Origin of the sequence: Kitasatospora sp. NBC_01302 (assembly GCF_035976515.1) — a bacterium.
Lineage (GTDB): Bacteria > Actinomycetota > Actinomycetes > Streptomycetales > Streptomycetaceae > Kitasatospora.
This window is the reverse complement of the sequence record NZ_CP108404.1, coordinates 7,106,397-7,124,572: the sequence shown is the minus strand read 5'-3', so window position 1 is coordinate 7,124,572 and position 18,176 is coordinate 7,106,397. Positions and strand designations below refer to the sequence as shown.

Genomic DNA, 18,176 nt, shown 5'->3' with positions numbered 1-18,176 from the left:
CGGGCCGGTGGCGACCCGTTCGGTCGCCACCGGCCCGTCAGCCGGTCAACGGGGCCCACGGCCCCGGAGTCCCAGAAGCCCGGAGTCCTAGAAGAAGGAGTCCCGCTCGATGATCTCCTCGCGCTCGACGATCTCCTCGCCGCCGAAGAAGCCGCCCAGGAAACCGGGGCGCTCGACGATGGTCTCGCGCTCGATGATCTCCTCCCGGCCGAAGGCGCCCCGACGCACGATCTCCTCGCGCTCGATGATCTCCTCGCCCCCGAAGAACCCGTCGCGCTCGATGATTTCCTCGCGCTCGTAGTACTCCCGCACGGTGTCTCCCCTGCCCGGTTTCTTGTTGCTGACGTGCCGACAGGCGTGAACGATAACGCATCCGGCTGAGCGTTCCCGGTACGGCTCCGTCACGCCCGCGTCCTGATCCCGTCACAGCGCCGGGCAGCGGAGAACGAGCAGGTCAGAGCTTGTCGCCACCGAAGGTGTAGGAGCTCCCGTAGGCCGCGAGCACCCGGCGCACCCCGCGCGGCGGGTGCAGCCGGGTGGGCGCGGTGGTGTGGATCGGAAAGACCGTACCGGGGCGCAGCCGCTCCAGCATCCGGTGCAGGTCGTCCTGGCTCGCGTGGCCCGAGCAGCCGATCTGGCGCAGCGGGATGCCCAGTGCGGTCAGCCAGTCGGCGAACGGCGCCCAGCGCGGCTCGAAGGGGCCCAGCGGCTCGCCGTTGGCGTGCACCAGGCAGGCCGGCGGGTAGCCGTCGCCGACCGGCAGGTCGAGCAGCGAGGGCAGGTCGTTCGGGTCCGGCATCAGCACGTAGCGGCCCGGCTCGGCGTGCACCTCGGTCAGCGGCACCTCGGCCGGCGAGAGCGCCTGCGGGACGCCGACCAGGCGCAGGAAGGCCGCGATCTGCTCGGTCCAGACGATCCGCCGCCCGGCCGCCTCGGCGATCTCCAGGAAGGCCCGCACCCGGTCGATGTCGCGCGGGTAGAGCGAGAGCAGCACCAGGCCCGGGGTGCGCTCCAGCGCGGCGGCGAAGTCGCGGGCCACGTCCTGCTCGTCACGCGGGCGCTCGGGGCTGTCCCAGCCGAGCGTGGTGCCCTCGGTGACCAGCACGGCGCTGTCGGCCGCCCGGTCGACGAAGTCCCAGGAGCGCTGCGGGTGGTGGCCGTGGAAGCGGTAGTCGCCGGTGAAGGCCAGGGTGCCGTCCGGGGTGTGCACCAGGTAGCCGCTGGCGCCGGGGACGTCGTGGTCGACCGGCACGCACTCCACCTCCAGCGGGCCCACGGTGACTTTCTGATTGCACGTCAGGCGCTGCCAGTCGGGCTCGGCGTGGGTCAGGCCCTGCCCGGTGGCGGCCAGCGCGGTGAGCACGTCGACCGCCTCGGTGTGCGCGTACACCGGGACCTCGGGGCGCACGAAGCCGGCCAGGCCCACGTGGTCGATGTGCGGGTGGCTGACGAAGACCGCGGTCTCACCGGTCGGTTCGGCCAGCGGGGAGCCCGGGCCCAGCGCCTCGGGCGCGAACAGGCCGGGCAGCGCGGGCGCGGCGCCCAGCCGCAGCCGGTCGGCCAGCTCCCGGCCCGGGCGCTCGCGCACCGGCCGCCGGAACAGGTCGCCGCCGGAGGGGATGTCCATGCCGATGTCCAGCAGCACCCGGTGCCCGTCCTGCTGGACCAGGACCTTGCTGCCGCCGATGACGCCGACGCCGCCCCAGAATTCGATGGTGGCCATACGGGGGGATCAGTTCCTTTCGATCGGAGCCCGGGACGCGGCCCAGGTCCGGATGGAGTCGAGCAACCCCTCGACGGTGGGGGCGATCGCGTCGGCGGGGCCGTCGGCCCGGCCGAAGCGGTCGATGTAGGCGCTGTGCGCGCCGATCTCGCGGCCCGGCTCGATGTCGTTGCGCCAGTGGTCGCCGATCACGCACAGGCGGCCGGCCTCGGCGCCGGCCCGCTCCTCGTGCAGCAGCCGGCGCAGGCCCTCGGGCTTGCCGGTGCCGGAGACCACGGCGTCCAGCAGCGGCGGCAGTTCGAGCCGGTCCAGCAGCGCCTGCAGGCCCGCGGCCGGGCTGTTGGTGGCGAGCACCACCCGCACCCCCGAGGCGCGCAGCTCGGTGATCAGCTCGGCGTAGCCGGCGGGGACTTCGAGCGGACAGCGGACGGCGTCCAGCATCAGCTCGCGGGTCGCGGCGAAGGCCCGGTTCAGCTCCTCGGTGGCCAGGCCCGCCCGGCGGCCGAGCACCGCGACGGCCTCCCAGCCGTCGATGGCCCCGGCCAGGGCCCCGCCTGCGGCCTTGGCGCCGATCTCCAGGAACTCCTCCACCCCGCCGAGAAGTTCGGCGCGGGCGGCACTCGCGAGCGGGCGAGCGGCCTGCTCGGCGTAGTGCCGGATCGGCGCGTCGCCGCGGTACAGGGTGCCGTCGAAGTCCGTGATCAGTACGGGATGTGACGCTGTCTCAGCCACGGACACCACCTGCCGTCGACATGGCGCCGGTGACGAAGTGCCGCTGCAGCGCGAGGAAGAAGGCCAGCACCGGCACGGTGGTGAAGACGACCGCCGCGGCCAGGCCCGGGTAGTCGGTGCCGTCGGCGCCGGCGAAGGCCGCCAGGCCCACCTCGACCGGCTGCACGCTGGTGTCCTGGGTCATGATGAACGGCCACAGGAAGGAGTTCCAGCAGCCCAGGAAGACCTGCAGGGCGATGATCAGCATGGCCGGGCGCACCAGCGGCATGCCCACCGACCAGAGCATCCGCAGCCGCCCGGCGCCGTCCAGCTCGGCGGCGTCGAACAGCTCGCCGGGCAGGCCCAGGAAGAACTGCCGGACCAGGAAGATCCCGAAGACGCTCGCGCCCCAGGGCACGATCTGGATCCAGTACGTGTTCAGCCAGTTGATGTCACTGGCGATGACGTAGTCGGGGATGATCAGCACCGTGCTCGGCACCATCATCACCGCCATCACCAGGGTGAACAGCACGCCCCGGCCGCGGAACTTCATCACCCCGAAGGCGAAGCCGGCCAGCAGCGAGGTGGCCAGCGCCAGCACCACGGTGCAGGAGCCGATCAGCAGGGTGTTCAGGAACAGCCGCACCCAGGGCGCGGCGGCCCAGGCCCGGGAGTAGTTCTCCCAGTGCCAGTGCGGCAGCAGCAGGTCGGCGATGCTGCTGGACTGCGAGGCCGAGTTCAGCGAGGTGGCCAGCACGTAGTAGAAGGGGAACAGGAAGCAGAGGCCGATCAGCACGGCCGCGCTGCGGCGCAGTACGCCGCGCGGCCCGAGGGGGCTCCGGCCGCGCGGCACCGCCGTGGACGGGACGGTCACTGGTTCGCCTTCTGGTCGGCGACGGCGGCCTGCTGGGCGGCGTTGGCCGCGGACTGCGGGTCGGCGCCCTGCTCCAGCACCTTCTGCAGCGCGACGACCTCCTCGCCCTCCGCCTTGGCGACCCACGGGTAGGCGGGCTGCGCGATCGCGTAGTCCAGCGCCGCGGCGGCGGTCTTCATGTAGGGGTTCTTCGCCAGGAAGTCGCCCATCTGGTCGAGCGCCTTCGGGGTGACCGGCAGGTAGCCCGTGGTGCTGGACCACTGCGCCTGGCTGCTCGCGGAGGCCAGGAACTGCATGTACTTCCAGGCCGCCGCCTGCTGGGCCTTGCTGGCCGAGGCGAACATCGCGATGTTGGTGCCGGAGATGATGTTGCTCGGCTTGCCGGTGGAGCCCGCCGGCAGCACCTCGGTGCCCAGGGTGAACTTGCCGCCCACGGCCTGGTTCTCGAAGTAGTAGCCCGCCGCGCTGGACAGGTCGAAGGCGCCCTTCTTGGCGCCGAGCGCGGTCTCGCCCGGGTAGTTGGTGCCCACCGCGAGCGCGCCCGACTTCTTCAGGTCCGCCAGGTAGGTCAGCGCCTGCACGGCGGCCGGGCTGTTGAGCTGCGGGGTGCCGTCGGGGGCGAAGTCCGGGGTGCCGTTGGCGGCGCAGAGCGCCTGGAACATGTTGGTGCCGCCGCCGGGCGCGGCGGTGGTGCCCGGGTCGACGCTGATGCCGGTCACCCCGTCGGTGCTCACCGCCTTGGCGGCGGTGGCGAACTGGTCCCAGGTGGTGGGTGCGCTCTGGCCCTTGGCCTGCAGCATGTCCTGGTTGTAGAAGAGCACCTGGACGCTCTTGTTGAACGGCCACATCCACAGCTTGCCGTCGGGCAGCCGCAGGTCCTTCTGCACGCCCTGGTAGAAGTCGGTGAGGCCGGCCGGGTTGTCGCTGCCCGCGAACTGCGCGACGGGCAGGATCACCTGGCTCTTGGCGAAGTCGGCGGCCCAGCTCTCGTAGACCTGGCCGATGGTGGGCGGGTTGTGGGCCGCGACGCCGGCCGTCTCCTTGGCGTGCAGGGTGCCGTAGTCGGGCTGGAACTCCAGGTTGACCTTGATGTTCGGGTTGGCCTGCTGGAAGGCGTTGGTCAGCGAGGTGAGGGTGCTCTTCTGGGTGCCGCTGATCATGATCTGCATGAAGGAGATCGTGGTCGTGCCGCCCGAACCCGCGTCGGAGCTCTTGGAGCTGGAGGAGCAGGCGCTCAGCGCGCCGAGCACGGTGGCGGCGGCGAGCACACTGGCGGCGGTCCGGCGCAGTCTGGGGCTGGAGGAGATCACGAGGGTTTCCTTACCTACGGAGGGGACGGACGGGGCAGGGAAGTCAGGGCGGGCAGGCACGGTTCAGAAGTCCGCGGCCAGGCGGCCGCCGATCCGGCGCTGGAGCACCGTGAAGGCGGCGGTCACGATGAACAGCACCACCGCGAGGGCGGCGCCGTAGCCGGTGTCGAACAGCACGAACGCCTCCTGGTAGAGGAGGTAGCTGAGGGTGGTGGTGGCGTAGGCCGGGCCGCCGTGGCTCATCTCGTAGAACTGGGTGAAGGCCTGCAGCGAGCTGATGCTGGTGATCACGATCGAGAAGAGCGTCACGGGGCGCAGCTGCGGCCAGGTGACGTACCAGAACTCCTGGCGGGCGCTGGCGCCGTCCATCCGGGCGGCCTCGCTGAGTTCGGAGGAGACCACGGCCAGGCCGCCGAGGAAGAGCACGACGGTGAAGCCCACCTCGTGCCAGAGGCTGTAGACGATCACCGAGGGCATCGCCCAGGTGCTGGAGAAGAGGAACTGCGAGACCGGCAGGTGCAGGTCCTTGAGGACCATGTCCACCAGGCCGAACTGCGGGTTGAAGAGCCAGACCCAGGCGAGCGAGGTGGCCACGATCGGCGTCGCGTGCGGTGCGAAGACGGCGATCCGGGCGGCGGTCAGCGCCCGCCCGCCGCGCTGCAGCAGCAGGGCCAGCGCCAGGGATATCGCGGTGCCGCCGATCACCATCGCGCCGCAGTAGTAGAGCGAGTTCCAGGCGCTGGTCAGGAAGCTGGGCGAGGTGGACTGGAAGAGCTGCCGGTAGTTGTCCGTCCCGATGAAGGTCGACATCGAGGGGTTGAGGGTGTTCCAGTGGAAGGTGCTGATGTACAGCGTGTAGGCGGTCGGTCCGATGATGAAGACCGAGAAGATCAACAGCGCCGGCGCCGTGTACAACCAGCCGGCCCACCCCTCACGCGGCCGGTTGATCCGGCGGGACCGCTTGCTCAACTGCGCCATCGCACCTTCTCTTTGTCTTCGTTCCTGCTCAACGGCCAAGAGTGAAACGCGCGTAGACATACCCCGGATGTCCATGTCATGAACACTCGGCGAAGCAGTATCGGATACCTGATGACCTATGAGATCCTGAAATATTGGGCACCCTGCAGCCTTCCGCCGGGACCCCGGGGCTGGGCCGGGCCCGCGCCGAGCCGCACCGGAACAGCTGCCCAACCCCCCTTTCCAGTACGCCTCGAAAGACCTTGACACTCCGTCAGACAGCCCTTTAATCTCGTTTGTGGCCGATCAATTCAGAATGCCGGAAAGCGCATTCTTCATATTTAACGTTCAGCCTTGCGATCGGCAGGGGGTCCTCGTTGAACCACCAGCAGCAGGCTTCCGACACCGGAGCATCACCGCAGGTCATCGCCCTAATCGGCGGCCGCCTGGTGGACGGCACGGGCGCGCCGCCCAGCGCCAGTGGCGTCATTCTGATCGAACACGGCGTCCTGACCAGGCTGGCGCCCGACGGCGCCACCGAAATCCCGCCCGGTGCCGAGATCGTGCACTGCGAGGGGCAGAGCATCCTGCCGGGATTGATCGATTCCCACACCCATGTCGAACGCGACATTCCCGACGTCCTGGGCGCCTTCCTGCGCGACGGGGTGACCAGCATCGGCAACACGGGCAGCGGTCCGCAGCTGGTCCCGCAGCTGCGGGCCGCCGGACGCGAACCGGGCGCCGCCCGGACGTTCCTGGCCGGGCCGGCGATCACCGCGCCCGGCGGCTACCCGGTGATCCGCGGCGACGGCTCGGCGGCGCGCGGCGTCGACTCGCTCCCGCAGGCGGTCGCCGCCGTGGACGAACTGGCTGCACTGGGCGTGGACTTCATCAAGATCACCCAGGAGCCGTTCGACTTCGACTTCCGCCACCCCGGGCATCTCCCGGTGCTGGAGCCCGAGTTGATCAAGGCGGTGGCCCGGCGCGCCGCCGAGCACGGTCTGCCGGTGCGCTCGCACGTGCACCACGCCGACCAGCTGGAGGTGGCGCTGGCCGCCGGGGTGACCAGCGTCGAGCACCTGCTCTTCCCGCTGCCGCCGGACGTCGGCCATGTCGAGCTCCAGCGCACCGGCGCCCTGCACCTGAGCGCGCTGCCCGATCTCGCCCGGCAGCTGGACGCGATGGTCGAGCAGGGCATCTACCTGGTGCCGACCATCGGCAACGAACTGGCCGGCATCCGGATGGGTCTGCCGGAGCTGGGCGAGGCAGCCCTGCGCGAGATCGAGGCGTTCATGGTCGCGGTGCTCGCCCGCTTCGTCGCCGCCGGCGGCACCGTGGCACTCGGCAGCGACTGGGTCGGCCTGCCCGGGGTGCCGCCCGGGCTGCCGCGCGGCGAGCTGCGGTACCTGCTGGCCGCCGGCCTGTCCCCGCTCCAGGTGATCGAGTCCGCCACCCGGCACGCCGCCGCGGTCTGCGGGCAGCGCGAGACCCTCGGCGTGCTGGCCCCCGGAAGGCGGGCCGACCTGCTCGTGGTCGGCGGCGATCCGAGCACCGACCTCGCGGCGCTGGACGACCTGCGGCTGATCGTCAAGGACGGCCGTATCGTCCACCGCGCCGGCGCCCCCGAGGTGCCGCGCCAGGCCGCCTCCGCCGACCACGCCGCCCCATTCCGGCCGGCCGGCTGATGGGCTCCCCCGCGCCCCGCGCCGACGAGCGCCCCGCCGGCGGCTCGCCCTGGAAGACGCTGGTCGCGGTCTCGGTGGGCTCCTTCATGACCATCCTGGACGCCACGGTGGTCAACGTCGCCGTCCACGCGCTCCAGGAGACCTACGCGGCGCCGACCGCCGAGGTGCAGTGGGTGGTCAGCGGCTACGCGCTCGCGCTCGGCATCGCCACCCCGCTGGCCGGCGAGCTGGGCGAGCGCTTCGGCGCCAAACGGGTCTTCCTCGCCTCGCTGTTCGCCTTCGCGTTCGCCTCGCTGCTCTGCGGGCTGGCGCCGACCCTGGGCCTGCTGATCGCGGCCCGGGTGCTCCAGGGCCTGGCGGGCGGCTTCGCCCTGCCGCTCGGCTCGGCCCGGCTCTTCACCGCGTTCCCGCCCGAGCGACGGGGCGTGGCCTTCGGCGCCTTCGGGCTGGTGCTGGTCTTCGCCCCGATGATCGGGCCGCTGGTCGGCGGCGTCTTCGTGGACGCCGGTCTGATCAGCTGGATCTTCTTCATCAACGTGCCGATCGGCCTGCTCGGCGTCCTGCTCGGCAGCCGGTTCCTGGCCCCGGACGAGCCACGCCCGACCACCCCGCCCCGGGTGGACCGGGCGAGCGTGGCCGCCGTCTGCCCGGGCTTCGGCGGGCTGCTGCTGGGCGCCTCGCTGCTCGGCTCCGGCAACGGGCGCGGTGCGCTGGTCGCCTTCGGCGTGGGCGCCTTGGCGCTCGGCTTCCTGGTGCTGCACCAACTGCGCGGTTCGGGCCCCGGCCTGTTCGACTTCCGGCTCTACCGGGTGCGCACCTACGGGATCGGCAGCGCGATCAACGCGCTCAGCCAAGTGCCGTTCTTCGGCACGCAGTTCCTGCTCCCGCTGAGCATCCAGGTGGTGCACGGGTCGAGCGCGCTGGACGCGGGGCTGGCCCTGCTGCCACTGGCGATCAGCTCCGGTGCCACCGGGCTGCTCGGCGGGCGGATCCGCGACCGGCTCGGCCCCCGGCTGCCGATGACCCTCGGCTTCCTGCTGCTGGCCGGCGGCATCGCGCTGCTGCGCACGTACGCCGCCGACCCCGCCCCCGCCGCGCTGATCGGACCGCTGGTGCTGGCCGGCGCCGGCGCCGGGGTGATCCCGCCGCTGACCCAGGTCACGGCGCTGGGCGAGGTCCCGCGTGCGGCCGTCGCCCGCGGAATTTCCCTGCTCCAGGCCACCCAGCGGGTCTGCCAGGCGCTCAGCGTGGCGGTGCTGGCCACCATCGTGGCGCGCGCGGTGAGCGGCCTGGGCAGCGCCCGCGCGGACAGCCCCGGCTACCGCGCGCACTTCGCCACCGGGGTGGCCGCGGGCTACACGCTGGCCATGGTGCTGGCGCTCTGTTGCGCGGTGCTGGCCACGCTGCTGCCCGGCTGGCCGGCCCGCACCGCCACCGGCGCCGGGGCCGCCGACGGCCAGGACACGGACGTGGACCGGGTGCCGAGCGTGGGCGGTTGAGGCTCGATGTGCGGCTGCACGGCCCGGGCGGCCGGAGTACCGGACCAGGGACGGACGGTGGCCACGGAGCACCGCGACCAGGCGCGCGCGGCCGGCGCCGTCCACCCCGAGCCGGTTCGCGGTGAGCAGGCCGGACCGCCGCTGCGCGGGCGGGCCGAAGAACTGGCCCTGCTCGACCGGCTGGTGGAGCGCACCCTGAGCAGCTGCCGCGCCGCCGTCGCCCGGATCAGCGGGCCCGGCGGGGCGGGCAGGTCCCGGTTGCTGCGCGAGGGCGAACTGCTGGCCGCCGCCCGCGGCTTCCGGATCGCCCGGCTCACCGCGCCGCCTCCCGCACCCCTGACCGCCCCCGGGTGGACGCAGTCCGCCTGGCGGTCGGTCCCGCTCGGCGCCGCCGGGCCGCTGGCGGCGCTGGTGCCCGTGCTCGCCCGGGCGCTGGAGGTCCGGGTGCCCTCGGGCGCCGAGGAGTGGGACGAGCCGCAGGCCGGCCGGGCGCTGCTCGGGCTGCTGGACGGCCGGCTCCAGCAGGGCCCGCTGCTGCTGAGCTGTGACGGCGGGGCGGGCTGGCCGGCGCTGCTCGGGCAGCTGGTGGCGGCCCGGCGCGGTGCTCCCCTGCTACTGCTGACCACCGGGCACGAGGGCCACCCGCCGGGCCTGCGGCAGTGGCCGGGGCCGGGGCCGGGGCCGGGAGAGCGGTCCGGTCCGGAGGACGGACAGCTGCTGCGGCTGGTGCTCGGGCCGCTGTCGGCGGTGGCCGTCGGGCAGCTCTGCGCCGACCTGCTGGGCGCACCCCCGGACAGCGGCCTGGCAGCGCTGCTCGGCCTGGCCCGGGGCCGGCCGGGCGAGGTGTTCGAACTGCTCGGGGCGCTGGAGCGGGACGGCGCGCTGCGGCCCGGCGCGGACCCGCTCCAGCTGTCCGCCGGCGCAGCGGACGGCGGCCCGGCGGACGGCGGCCCGCCGCGCCGTCTCGGCGAGCTGATCGCGCGTCGGCTCTGCGCGGCGCCGGGCCGGGTGCGGCTGCTGTTGGAGGCCGCCGCCGTGCTCGGTCCGGCGAGCCTGCCGGACGAGGTGGCGCAGATGCTGGACGAGCCGGTGAGCGCGCTGGTCCCGGTCTTCCGCGAGGCGGCCCGCACGGGGCTGGCGCACTGCGAGAGCGAGTACCTGACGTTCCGGCACGAGCTGGTGCGAAGTGCCCTGCTGGCCGGGCTGCCGCCGGCGGTGCGGGCCGCCATGCACCGTCAGGCGCTGGCCGTCCAACTGGCCGGCGGGCGCTCGGCCGTCGCCGTCGCTCCGCACCTGCTGCACGGGGCCTACCGCGGCGACCCCGTCACCGGTCCGCTGCTGCGGCTGGCGGCGGCCCAGTCACTGGCCCGCGACCCGGCGACGGCGGCCGAGCTGGCGCTGCGCGGGCTGGACGTGCTCGGGGTGGGCGAAGGGCTGGACGAGGGGCTGGGCGAGAGGCTGCTCGCAGAACCTGAGGCGGGTGCGGGCCCGGGCGCGGCGGGTGCGCCGGACGCGGCGGGCGACGGGGCGCTCGCGGCGGCGGAGCTGTCCGCGCTCGCCGCCGAGGCCTGCGTACGCTCCGGCGCGCTGGACCGGGGCCGTTCGCTGGCCGAGGCCGCGCTGGCCCGCCCCGCCGTGCCGGTGGCCGCCGCCGCCCGGCTGCGGATCGCGCTGGCCGACGCGCTGATGCTGCTCGACCGGCCCGCCGGGGCGCTGGCCCTGGCGGAACGGGCGGCCGGTGATCGGGGCATCCCCTCGACGGTGCGCCAGGAGGCGCTGCTCACCCAGGCCGCGGCGCTCGCCCAGGGGCCCGGCGAGCCGCACCGGGAGCTGGCCCGGCTGCTGCGCCGGGCACACACCCAGGGGCTCGACCTGCGGGCGGCGGTCCGGCTCGCCGACGGGGTCCTCGCCTGGCGGGCGGGGCGGCCCGAGGCGGCGCTGCAGCTCGGGCAGGAGGCGGTGGCGCTGGCCGCGCAGGGCTGCGCGACCGCCTGGCACACCCCGGCCGAGCCGATCCGGGCGCTGCTGCTGGTCCAGGCCGGCTGCCCGGACGAGGCCGCGGCGGCGATCGACCCGACGGCGGCCGACGGGTCGGCGTCGAGTGGCCCGGCAGCGTCGAGCGGCCCGGTTGCGGCGCGCCGGCCGGTGACGGTCGGCCCGTTCGTCCCGGAGCTGATCCGGCGGATCGTGCTGGCCCGGCTGGCGCTGGCCGAGGGCGCCCTGCAGCGGGCGGACGCCGAGGCCCATGCCGCGCTGCGGCTGGCCGAGCGAGCGGCCACCCCGCACTGCGCGGCGCTGGCCCGGCGGGTGCTGGCCACGGTGGCGGTCCACCGCGGCGACCACCCGGCCGCCGTCGAGCACACCGCCGCGCTGCGCGCCACGGCGGCGGCCCAGCGGCCCGTCCCGCCGCAGACGCCCGCTCCGGGCCTCGGCGCCGACCCCGCGACCGCGGCGGCCTGGTTCGAGGCCCAGCTGCTGGCGGCCGACGGCGACCTCGGCCCGGTGGGCCACGCGCTCAAGGAGCTGGCCGCCGACGAGGCCGCCCTCGGCCGGCTGACCCTGGACGAACCGGCCTGCGTGCCCTGGCTGGTGCGCGCGGCGCTGGCCGCCGGTGAGCCGGAGCGGGCCGCCGCGGTGCTGGCCGCGGTGCGGCGGCTGGCCGAGGCCAACCCGGCGGTGCCCGCTCTGCGGCCCGCCGCGGAGCACGCGCGCGGGCTGCTGGAGCACGACCCGCGGGCGCTGGCGGTCGCCGCCCGCGACCACCGGGACGCCTGGGCCCGCGCCTCGGCGGCCGAGGACCTCGGCGTCCTGCTCGGCCCGGCGGACCGCCCCCGGGCGGTGCGCAGCCTGGGCCAGGCGTTGGAGGCCTACCAGCGTCTTGGCGCCGAACGGGATGCGGCTCGGGCCCGGCGGCGGCTGCGCGCCCTCGGCGTGCGGCGGCGGCACTGGACCCGGGCCGAGCCGAGCCCGGCCACCGGGTGGGCGAGCCTGACCCGGACCGAGCGCACGGTGGCGGGGCATGCCGCCGCCGGGCTGACGAACCGGCAGATCGCCGCCCGGATGTTCCTCTCGCCGCACACCGTCGCCTTCCACCTGCGGCAGATCTTCCGCAAGCTGGGCATCCACTCCCGGCTGGAGCTGGCCCTGCGCGCGCCGGCCGAGTGACGACCGGCCCGCCAGGGCCTGTCAGACCAGCCTTAGCACGCCTCACCAGCGCAGCGGCAGCCGCTCCGGCCCGTGGAAGAGCAGGTCCTGGGCGTAGCGCACCGGCTGCTCCAGCAGCTGCGCGCCGGCCAGCCGCCCCAGCAGCTCGGCCAGCGCCAGCTCCACCTCCGCGCGCGCCAGCGCTGCGCCCAGGCAGTAGTGGATGCCGAGGCCGAAGGCGAGTTGCGGTCCGATCTGGCGGCGGTGCAGGCGTGGCGTGTCCGGATCGGCGAACTGGCCCGGATCGCGGTTGGCCGCACCGAGCAGCACGGTGACCTTGGAGCCGCGCGGCACCAGGTGGTCCCCGAGCCGCTCGTCGCGCTGCGCCCAGCGGGTGACGGCCTGGACCGGCGGGTCGTAGCGGGCCAGTTCCTCCACCGCCTCCGCCAGCAGCGCGGGGTCGGCCCGCAGGTGGGCCAGCAGCTCCGGGTTCCGCAGCAGCGCCAGCACCGACTTGCTGATCAGGTGGGTGGTGGTCTCGTGCCCGGCCGTCAGCAGGTGGACGCAGGTGGCGGCGATCTCCGTCTCGGCCAGGCCCTCGTGGCCGAGCAGCAGGCTGATCAGGTCGCGCCCCGGCCGCGCTCGCCGCGAGCCGATCTGCTCGCGGAAGTACCAGGTCAGCTCCCGGGCGGCGGCGTCGGCCTGCGCCGCCCCCTCGGGCGCCTGTCCGGCCCGCGAGCTGCTGCCCTGCTGGAGGCGCAGCGAGGCGGCGCGCAGCCAGCTGCCGTCCCCGGCGGGCAGCCCGAGCAGCTCGGAGATCACCAGCACCGGGAAGGGTGCGGCGAAGTCCTCGACCAGGTCGAGTTCTTGACGGTTCATCAGCAGATGGCGTGCGATCGCCGCCAGTCTGGGCCGCAGGCCGGCCACCATCCGCGGGGTGAACTCCCGGCTGAGGATGGCGCGCAGCCTGGTGTGGCGGGGCGGGTCCAGGAAGACCAGCCAGTCCTCCACCATCTCCCGCACGGCCGTGTCCGCGATCGCCCGGTGGGTGAGCGGGGTGTTGCCGCCGGGGATCCGGCGGCCCAGCCGGGGACTGCTCAGTGCGCGGGCGGCCGGGGCGTACCCGAAGACGTAGTAGCTGTCCGGTCCGCTCCCCTCCCCCGGCACCCGGTGCACGGTGGCGGCCTCGCGATAGCTGCGGTAGAGCGGGTAGGGATCGGCTATCCGCTCGGCCGGCCAGCCGGCCAGCGTGAAGGGGGGCAGCGCCGCGGGGGCCGTCACCGGGCACCCCGTACCGCGTCCGCCAGTACGCCCGGGTCGCGCGGCGCCTCGTCGTCGCGCCAGGCGACGTGGCCGTCGGGGCGGACCAGCACGAAGCGGCGCCGGTAGAGGTCGGCCATCTCCTTGTCGGCGCAGCCGGTGACCGTCAGCGGGACCCTTCGGTCGGCGAACGCCCGCACCACTCCGTCCAGTTGCGCCGGTTCGCGGCCCTGCGCGGTGAAGTCGAGCAGCTGGAAGCCCCGGCCGAACAGGTCCAGGACGGAGTGCCCTGGGGCCAGCCAGGCGTGCGGTGCGCGGGAGCCCGGGCGGCTGTTGGGCCGGTCCAGCGGCTCGTCCGGGTCGGCCGGCACCCGGTCCGGCAGCACGATCGCCGACTCGTACCGGTAGCCCATGTGGATCATCGGGGCGTCGAACTCCCGCCGCACCGCGCTCTCTTCGAGCCGCCGGGCCAGCTCCGCGCGGGCCAGCTCGCCGCGCGGCCCGTCCTCGTGCAGAGCGGCCGGCAGCTCGCGGCCCATGGTGCGGGCCAGGTTGCGGTTGGCCTCCTCGACCGCCTCGACGGCCACCGGCCGGCGCTCGGCGCGGTAGCTGTCCAGCAGCCCAGGGCCGGCCCAGCCGGCCAGCGCAGCGGCCACCTTCCAGCCCAGGTTGGCGGCGGCGGCCAGCCCGGTGTTCAACCCGAAGCCGCCGGAGGGCGACAGGGTGTGGGCGCTGTCGCCCACCAGCAGCACCCGCCCGTGCCGGAACTCCTCGGCCACCCGGTGGGTGAGGTGCCACTCGTGGTCGGAGAGCACCTCGATCGGGGTGTCCAGGGCGATCGCCCGGCGCAGCAGCTCGATCGCGGGAGCCGCCGCCTGCGCGCTGCCGTCGACCCGCACCGAGAGCCGGAACAGCCCGTCGCCGTCCATCGCGCGCATCGGGAAGCGCAGCGTGTCCGAGAGCAGCAGGAAGTAGAAGAGCGCGTTGCGCTCGCCGAGTTGGGCGCGCAGTTCGGGAGCCCGGAACAGGATGTTGCGGAACACCTGGGTGGGGAAGCGGGCGGGCGCCGGGATCGCACAGGCCTTGCGGACCGGCGAGGCGGCGCCGTCGCAGGCGATCAGGTAGCGGGCCCGCAGGGTGGTGCTCCGCTGCCGGGCCAGGTCGGTGGCGGTGGCGGTGACGCCGTCCTGGTCCTGGGTGAAGCCGTCCAGCCGGCAGCGCAGCCGCAGCGGCCCGTGGGGGTGGTGGCCGACCGCGTCGGCGAGCAGCGGCGAGAGCCAGTGCTGCGGGCAGATCGCGTCCGGCTCGGGGGTGTGCCGGAACGGCGGGCGGGTCAGCGCGCTGCCGAACCGCAGCCGGTAGACCTCGTGGCCGCCGACCCGGGTGACCCAGGCACTGTCCAGGGTGTGCTCGGGCGGCCAGCCGGCCGACCGGATCCGGTCCGCCAGGCCCCAGCGCCGGTAGTACTCCATCGAGCGCGGGCCGATGTTGCTGACCTTGGGGTGGCTGACCGAGCCGTCGCCCGCTTCGAGCACCACGCAGGCCACGCCGTGGGCACGCAGGTCCAGCGCCAGGGTCAGGCCGACCGGGCCGCCGCCGACGATCAGCACCTCGGTCTCCTGCTCCGGCCCGGTCGATGGCGCGGTCGGTGAGTGGGGGGTCGCTTCGTGCAGGGGTGCGTCGCTCATGGGTGTGTCGTGTCCTTCCGGAACAGCTCGACCAGGTAGGCCAGGGTCCCGAGGACCTGGTCGGGGACGAGCGGACAGCTGCGGGCCGCGTGCGCCAACCGCTCCAGCCGGGCGACCAGTTCGCGCCGGGTGGCGGCCGGCGGCCCGGCTAACGGGTGCGGGGCGCCACCCGGTTCGAAGGGCGGCCCGGCGGTCCGGCCCGGCACCCCGGAGGGCAGGTTGACCAGCAGTTCGGCGAGCGGACGCACCAGGCCGTTCATCACCTCGATCGAGGCGTTCATCAGTGGCGAGCGGCGCAGGCTGGCGGCGGGCAGCTCGGCGAAGTGCTGGACCATCAGCTGGGCCATCAGCGCGTAGGCCTCGTTGCCCAGCTCGGCCACCTGCCGGGCCACCGGATCGGTGATCAGCTGCTGGGCCGCGCTGCCGGGCCGCAGAGTGGGGTTGCGCAGCACCGGGTAGGCCAGGCGGGGCGCCGGGCCCGGCTGGGCGGCCCCGTGGTCCGGATCGAGGGCGGTGAGCAGGCCGGCGAGCCGGCGGAAGGAGTCGTGGTGCGACTCCTCCCCCGGCGGACGGTCCGGCGCCAGCACGCCGCCCTCGCCCTGCTCGGTCACGAAGTCGACGGCGAACAGCGCGCTGGCCAGGTCGTCGACCTGGAGCTGGTAGTCGGGGTGGCGGGCGTTGACCGAGCGGCGCAGGAAGACGTGGTGCTCACCGCCGCCGGGTCCCGCCTTCGCCGGGAAGAGGTCGGGGATGGTCCGCAGGCCGTGCCGGATCGCGGCGTAGAGCTCGCTGATCGAGTGGTAGGTCGTGCGCTGTCCGGCGGCGGGGCCGTGCCCGGTGGCGGGGTCGTGCCCGGTGGCGGGGTCGTGTCCGGTGATGCCGCGGTGCGGCCGGTCGCCGTAGCGGGGGTCGGCCAGCAGCCGGTCCGGCTGCTCCAGTTCGACGAACCGGTGCACGGCGGCGGGACCGAGGCCCTCCAGGGCGAAGTCGAGCGGGATCGGCAACCGGTGGTTGAGCGTGCCGAAGTCGATCACCGGGAAGGCGAAGGGCTCCCCCAGGGCGATCAGCAGGTTGTTGACGACCAGGAAGTGGGTCATCTCCTCGCGGGCCACCCGCAGCAGCGTGCTGCGGATCGAGTCCTCCAGCGTCTCGCCGCCGTCCCCGCAGACCACGGCGAGCCGGTGGGCGCTCCAGTGGCCGCGCCGCTGGTAGACCAGCCCCGCGCCGTGGGTGGGCAGCGAGTAGGCGGCGTACAGGTACTGCAGGGTGACGGCCAGTTCGATCGTGACAGCGTCGCGCACCGCCGCGACCAGGTCCTCGCGGCGGCTCAGCTCGGGGCCGGCCCGCCGCGGCGCGGGCCTCGCTCCGCAGGTCAGCAGCCGGCGCGGGGCGCTGCGGGCCCGCAGGTGGCCGAGCAGCAGGCGGGCCCTGGGCGCGGAGAGGTCGCGGGTGGGCGGCATGTAGTAGGTCCTGGACCTGTTGGCCGGATCGGACATCTGCCAGCAGAGCCGGGCGTAGGTCTCCACCCGGGCCTCGTCGGCCAGGCTGAAGACCTCCTCCTTCATGAAGGTGGAGGTCAGCTCGTAGTAGGCGAGGACCTCGCGGTGCAGCAGCTCGAAGGTGATCCGCTCGGGCGGCAGCTCGTCCAGGTGCCAGTCGTCCGGCAGCACCCGCAGCGCGAGCGTGCCGGTGCCCGACCAGTAGCGCAGCGCGTCGGCGTCGTCGTAGTGCGCTGCGGCATCCGGCAGTTGGGCACCGGCGGCGGTCAGCTCCTGCGGCAGCGGCTCGCCCGGGGCCGCGAGGAGCAGCCGCGCGCAGCCGGCCCGGGCCCCGCGCAGCACGAGGTGGCCCGCGCCGTCGGGGCCGGTGTCGAGCAGGCAGTCGGCCGCCCACGCGTCCGCCTCATCCGTCTCCGCCGGCTCCTGCTCCTGCTCCTGCTCCTGCTCTGCCGGCCCGCGCTCCGCGGTGGCCCCGGCGCGCAGCCGCGCGACCCGCAGCCCGGCCAGTTCGGCGGGCCCGAGCAGCGGCAGCGCGGCCGGGTTGGCGTACTGGCGCACCCGGATGCCCGTCACCGGTGCGGGCCGGCCGCGGACCAGCGAGCGGACGGTGACGGTCAGATCGTGCTCGCCGTCCCGGGCGTGCCGGGGGTGTTCGACGATCAGCGCGGCCTGGTCGGCCTGAACATTGATCTCCCGCTCGCGCAGCACCGTGCTCCGCGAGCCGTCGCCCGGCACCCAGTCCAGGCGCAGCGCCTGGTCCTCCACCGCCGGCCCGTCCTGCCGGGCGACGGTGAGCAGCCGGCCGGGCGGCGCACCGAGCCCGCCCGGCAGGACGGCCACCAGCTGCGCCCCGTCCGCGGTGCGCAGCTCCCAGCGGCCGGGGTTCTCGTGCTGCTCCGCCAGGGCGTGCGGATCCGCGCCGATCAGGTTGACGCCGACCAGCCGCTCGCCCACCTGCACGGTGAGCTGGCGGGGCAGCGGGGCGAGCGGGTCGGGCCGCCCCGGCGGCGCGGTGAGCAGCCGGCCCGCCGGGTGGCTGCGCGGCTCGCCGTGGCGCCAGGGGGCGATGGTGCCGGTCAGCGTCCACTCGACGGGGCGTCCGGTCGGCAGCGGCCCGGGCGGCGCGGCGAGCGCGAACTGGACGACGAGCCCCGCCACCCCGGGCTGGGCAAGCGCCGCACGCAGCTCGTCGACCAGCGGCGACCGGTGCTCGGGCGCGGCCGGCGGCCACTGCAGCACCGCGTTCTCGACGGTGAACTGGTGGACCGTCTGGCGCGGCAGGCGCGGCCGGGCACCGCCCGGCTCCGGGCCGAAGCGGTGCCAGCGCGGCGGCTGGAAGCCCTCGACCTCGCCGGTGCAGAGGTAGCCGATGTCGTGCGAGCGCCCGCTGCGGCCGAAGCAGAGCCGGCCGACCATCAGCGTGGTGGTCCACGAGGAGGCCGGATCGACGTCGAAGACCCGGGCGCGGTTCACCGTGGTGGCGAAGTACTCGTTGTAGTGGCCCCACAGGTCCACGCTGCGGCCGAGCACCGGGTCGGCCGCGACCTGCTCGCCCGGGGTGCGCTCGGCGCCGACCACGGTGGCGGCGACGGCGAAGTGGCCGTTGCCCGCCAGGTGCGCGCCGGGGGCGTCCAGCAGCCCGAGCCCGGCCAGTTCACGGTGGTACTCCGCGGCCGGGCGGGTCACCGGGAACGGCCGGCGCTCCCCGGTGAGCGCGGTGTTGTCCGTCAGGTCGACCAGACCGCTGCGCGCGCCGGTCGGCAGCTGGGTGGTGGCCGTGCCGGCGAAGTGCAGGCGCGGCAGGTCGAACACGCTCATCGGCCGCT

Annotated in this window: 12 protein-coding genes; 3 read left to right on the top strand and 9 right to left on the bottom strand. The window is 74.7% G+C overall.

What is annotated here, in order from left to right; genetic code table 11:
- Nucleotides 1-87: 87 nt before the first annotated feature.
- From OG294_RS31290 to OG294_RS31265, 6 genes are all read right to left on the bottom strand, one after another.
- Nucleotides 88-312 (bottom strand): hypothetical protein, encoded by a 225-nt coding sequence (locus OG294_RS31290; RefSeq protein ID WP_327069914.1) that lies wholly within the window; start codon nucleotides 310-312, stop codon nucleotides 88-90.
- 142 nt (nucleotides 313-454) lie between these two features.
- Nucleotides 455-1,723, bottom strand: coding sequence for an MBL fold metallo-hydrolase (locus OG294_RS31285; protein WP_327069913.1), 1,269 nt, complete (start codon nucleotides 1,721-1,723; stop codon nucleotides 455-457).
- A 9-nt stretch (nucleotides 1,724-1,732) separates the two neighbouring features.
- Nucleotides 1,733-2,455: an HAD family hydrolase gene (locus OG294_RS31280; RefSeq protein ID WP_327069912.1), complete on the bottom strand. Its 723-nt coding sequence runs from the start codon at nucleotides 2,453-2,455 to the stop codon at nucleotides 1,733-1,735.
- Nucleotides 2,448-3,308: a carbohydrate ABC transporter permease gene (locus OG294_RS31275; RefSeq protein WP_327069911.1), complete on the bottom strand. Its 861-nt coding sequence runs from the start codon at nucleotides 3,306-3,308 to the stop codon at nucleotides 2,448-2,450. The genes OG294_RS31280 and OG294_RS31275 overlap by 8 nt, the downstream gene beginning before the upstream one ends.
- On the bottom strand, nucleotides 3,305-4,618 hold the full coding sequence (locus OG294_RS31270) for an extracellular solute-binding protein (RefSeq protein WP_327069910.1): 1,314 nt from the start codon (nucleotides 4,616-4,618) through the stop codon (nucleotides 3,305-3,307). The genes OG294_RS31275 and OG294_RS31270 overlap by 4 nt, the downstream gene beginning before the upstream one ends.
- Nucleotides 4,619-4,681: 63 nt before the next feature.
- Nucleotides 4,682-5,596 carry a carbohydrate ABC transporter permease gene (locus OG294_RS31265; protein ID WP_327069909.1) on the bottom strand — a complete coding sequence of 305 codons (915 nt, stop codon included), beginning with the start codon at nucleotides 5,594-5,596 and terminating at the stop codon, nucleotides 4,682-4,684.
- 356 nt (nucleotides 5,597-5,952) lie between these two features.
- On the opposite strand from OG294_RS31265, the gene OG294_RS31260 reads away from it, so the two are divergent.
- Genes OG294_RS31260 through OG294_RS31250 form a run of 3 tightly spaced genes read left to right on the top strand, consistent with a single transcriptional unit; the run spans nucleotide 5,953 to nucleotide 11,924 of the window.
- The gene (locus tag OG294_RS31260; RefSeq protein ID WP_327069908.1) at nucleotides 5,953-7,260 is read left to right on the top strand and encodes an amidohydrolase family protein; all 1,308 of its coding nucleotides are present in this window, start codon (nucleotides 5,953-5,955) and stop codon (nucleotides 7,258-7,260) included.
- Nucleotides 7,260-8,759 carry a DHA2 family efflux MFS transporter permease subunit gene (locus tag OG294_RS31255; protein ID WP_327069907.1) on the top strand — a complete coding sequence of 500 codons (1,500 nt, stop codon included), beginning with the start codon at nucleotides 7,260-7,262 and terminating at the stop codon, nucleotides 8,757-8,759. Before OG294_RS31260 ends, OG294_RS31255 begins: the two co-directional genes overlap by 1 nt.
- 57 nt (nucleotides 8,760-8,816) lie before the next feature.
- On the top strand, nucleotides 8,817-11,924 hold the full coding sequence (locus tag OG294_RS31250) for a helix-turn-helix transcriptional regulator (protein ID WP_327069906.1): 3,108 nt from the start codon (nucleotides 8,817-8,819) through the stop codon (nucleotides 11,922-11,924).
- A 42-nt stretch (nucleotides 11,925-11,966) separates the two neighbouring features.
- Here OG294_RS31250 and OG294_RS31245 read toward each other — a convergent pair whose 3' ends face one another.
- From OG294_RS31245 to OG294_RS31235, 3 genes are read right to left on the bottom strand one after another with little or no spacing between them, the layout of a single operon-like run.
- Nucleotides 11,967-13,184, bottom strand: a complete 1,218-nt coding sequence (locus OG294_RS31245) for a cytochrome P450 (protein ID WP_327069905.1) — start codon at nucleotides 13,182-13,184, stop codon at nucleotides 11,967-11,969.
- Entirely contained in the window at nucleotides 13,181-14,851 is a 1,671-nt protein-coding gene (locus tag OG294_RS31240) for an FAD-dependent monooxygenase (protein ID WP_327069904.1), read from the bottom strand. Before OG294_RS31240 ends, OG294_RS31245 begins: the two co-directional genes overlap by 4 nt.
- Nucleotides 14,848-18,168 carry a ferritin-like domain-containing protein gene (locus OG294_RS31235; RefSeq protein WP_327069903.1) on the bottom strand — a complete coding sequence of 1,107 codons (3,321 nt, stop codon included), beginning with the start codon at nucleotides 18,166-18,168 and terminating at the stop codon, nucleotides 14,848-14,850. Before OG294_RS31235 ends, OG294_RS31240 begins: the two co-directional genes overlap by 4 nt.
- Between the last annotated feature and the right edge of the window lie 8 nt (nucleotides 18,169-18,176).